Origin of the sequence: Asaia sp. SF2.1, assembly GCF_000505765.1 — a bacterium.
Lineage (GTDB): Bacteria > Pseudomonadota > Alphaproteobacteria > Acetobacterales > Acetobacteraceae > Asaia > Asaia bogorensis.
Genome location: NZ_AYXS01000011.1, coordinates 59,440 through 62,198, shown reverse-complemented (window position 1 = coordinate 62,198; position 2,759 = coordinate 59,440). Strand labels below are relative to the sequence as shown.

Sequence of the window (2,759 nt, the reverse complement as noted above, 5' to 3'; positions counted from 1 at the left end):
GGCGGAACTGGAATTCAGAGCAGCGATTGGCGAACTGCTCGGCCGTTTCCTTGTCGCGCCTCTGTAGCCCGTCACCACTGGCCTCTTTCCTGAGATAATAGTGGTCGCGATAAAGAAACGCGACGAGATCGGCGTCCTGTTCCAGCCCGCCACTATCGCGTAGATCGGCTTCGGTAGGGCGCTTGTCCTCGCGCTTCTCAACCTCACGGTTGAGCTGGGCGAGAGCGATAATGGGAATGCCGAGTTCCTTGGCGAGGGATTTGAGCCCCGCGCTGATCTCGGTCATTTCCTCATAGCGGCCGCGACGACGCGCGGCATCGCTGCCATGCATGAGCCCGACATAATCGAGTACGATAAGGCCGAGCCCGCGCTTGCTGCGCCTCATCCGACGCGCACGCGACCGCAGCCCGGCTACGGTCAGGCCGGAACGAACATCCAGTTCAAGCGGCACGGCCTCGGCAGCTTTCTCGCCCGCCTGAAGATCCTGCCACTGCCACCCCTCGAGCGGGACACGCAGCCCCGTCTCGATATCTTCGGGAATATCGTACCGCCGTCCTGCAAAGACCGAGAGCGTCGAGAGCCCGGCATAGGCGGCCCCGGCACGCGCGCCGATCTGACGCGCCGCCATCTCGCCCGACCAGAACAGCACGCGCTCACCGAGCGCTGCAACGCGCATGGCCACGCCCAGGGCAAAAGCGGTCTTGCCCATGGCCGGGCGGGCGCCGATCACATACAGCCCCTCGCCCAGTAGGCCGCCTGTCATCCGGTCCATGGCGGGATAGCCCCATGAAAGCCCGGCCAATGCCGAGCCCCGCAGCAGATTCTCCTGCCCGCAGGCAATCGCCTCACGGATCGCTTCGGAGATCGTCACGTTCGGCAGGCTTTCGCGCATGTTCTGGGCAATATCGAGCAGCCCTGCTTCCATCTGCTCGACCAGATCCTCGCCCGTCTGGCCACCGGGGGTGAGGCAAAGCCGGGCGACATCAATGCAGTGGTTGCGTAGCTGGCGGCGCGTCCAGGCATCGAAGATGGCACGCCCATAATCGCCGGCATTGAGAATGCCAACCGTGGCCATCATGATCTGGCCAAGATATTCCGCCACGTCACGCCCCATGAGCACTTCGGAATCGCCGATCTCGTTGCGGATCAGGATCACATTAGGCTCGACACCCGCCATGTGCATGCGAAGCGCGGCAGCGTAAATCACGCCATTGAGCGGCTCATAGAAATGCTCGGGACGCAGATATTCCTCGACCATGGGCAGCGCACGGCGACCGTTGGTCAGGGTGGCCCCCAGTAGCGCCGCCTCGGCCTGCATGTTTTCGGGCTCATTGACCGAGGCCAGATGCCCGAGCGGTTGAACGTCACCCATGACGTATCTCCATGATCTGTCGGCTTTGGGGGCGTGGTGCGGTCAGCCCCAGCGCCTTAAGCATGCCGCGTGTAGTGCGCTCGGAAATGCCAAGGCGCGTGGCAATGAGCCGTGCCGGGAAGCCCCTGCGGTGATAGCCTTGCACGGCAGGTGCAAGACGGGTGCGATCAAGCGCAGGACGAGCCATCAGCCTTGCCCCCTATGCGTTTCGCACCGGCGGATGAATGGCGAGTTCACCGAAAAGTCTGCGCCGCAATAGAGGCACTTGCGATGCCACACGCCCGACACCTGTGCCGTGCTGGCCGAGGGTTTGACCGGCGGCACATCGCTTTCAGCCAAGCCACGATCGGCCCCGAAACAAGCTAGTACGGCACGCACATGACGCAGCGGGATTTCATTCCAGGACTTCACACTGTCAGGCGCGACCTTGAGCGCCTCACCCAGAACTCTCTTGCCGCCACGCCGGGCGCGTATCTTGCGCACGATATCGCGCGCCTGGCAGCATTCGGCGGGTGTCACGACAGGTGACATCGCCTGAATTGCCCGCTCCAGCCTGCCGCTTTCATAGGCTCGCAGGAAAGGACGCACATGGTTCGACGGCACATGATGCCATTTGACCACCGTGCCAGGCTGGCGACCGATCAGCCCGGCGAGGGCGATCCGTGCAATACGGGTTCGACACAGCCTGTTGAACTCGGCATTGGCCTGAGCCTGCTCGCCCGAACTGGCCGATTTGCCGCGCAAGCCAAGGCCACGGGCGGAAGCAAGAGCGCCGCTCATGACACACCCCGCAGTGCTGCAACGGGTTCTTCCATCGCTTTCTCCGAAGCACGCAGATTATGCAGGGCATGCCCTACGGCACGGTGCAGGCTTGAAAGCGTGGCCCGCATGGCCGTGACTTCATGCGTCTCGACAACACCATCCGCCAGCACGCGAAGCGTCGTGGCGATCGTTTCATTAAAGCTGTGCGATACCTTCTCGATATCGGTAGCAAGATCGCCCTCGCCCACCTTGAGCGGCGTGAGGATATACCCCTCAGCCAGCGCCATGGCGGCCAGAACGATCGGCTCCTGCGCACAGCGATCCATCTCGATGGCAACATCGACCGGCACGACCGATTGCGAATGGCGGTTCTGGTAGTCTGAAAGCTGTGACCGCCCGACGCGGACGAAACTCGCCGCCGCATCGACACCGCCCACAGCGCGAATGACAGCCTGCGTGGCCGTCTTGATGGCATGCGTGGTCATGGCTGGGCCCTCAATCCGACGGAACCCGGCGAGGAGTAAGGCGACCTTACCCGGACACCCTTCGGATGACGGCGCGGCATGCAGCCAATAGCCTGCAGAGCATGATGGATTCTCATGCTGCATTCCTTTGTGCGACAGAA

Annotated in this window: 4 protein-coding genes; all 4 read right to left on the bottom strand. The window is 62.9% G+C overall.

All coding sequences use genetic code 11. The features are described 5' to 3' along the window. A partial coding sequence (locus P792_RS26435; RefSeq protein WP_031240498.1) for a DnaB-like helicase C-terminal domain-containing protein occupies positions 1–1,372 on the bottom strand: 1,372 nt, incomplete at its 3' end. Next, positions 1,365–1,559 (bottom strand): hypothetical protein, encoded by a 195-nt coding sequence (locus P792_RS26430; protein ID WP_023978331.1) that lies wholly within the window; start codon positions 1,557–1,559, stop codon positions 1,365–1,367. The genes P792_RS26435 and P792_RS26430, both read right to left, overlap by 8 nt. Continuing rightward, positions 1,559–2,152: a hypothetical protein gene (locus P792_RS26425; RefSeq protein ID WP_023978330.1), complete on the bottom strand. Its 594-nt coding sequence runs from the start codon at positions 2,150–2,152 to the stop codon at positions 1,559–1,561. The genes P792_RS26430 and P792_RS26425 overlap by 1 nt, the downstream gene beginning before the upstream one ends. Then, positions 2,149–2,619 (bottom strand): hypothetical protein, encoded by a 471-nt coding sequence (locus tag P792_RS35960; protein ID WP_051395843.1) that lies wholly within the window; start codon positions 2,617–2,619, stop codon positions 2,149–2,151. The genes P792_RS26425 and P792_RS35960 overlap by 4 nt, the downstream gene beginning before the upstream one ends. Between the last annotated feature and the right edge of the window lie 140 nt (positions 2,620–2,759).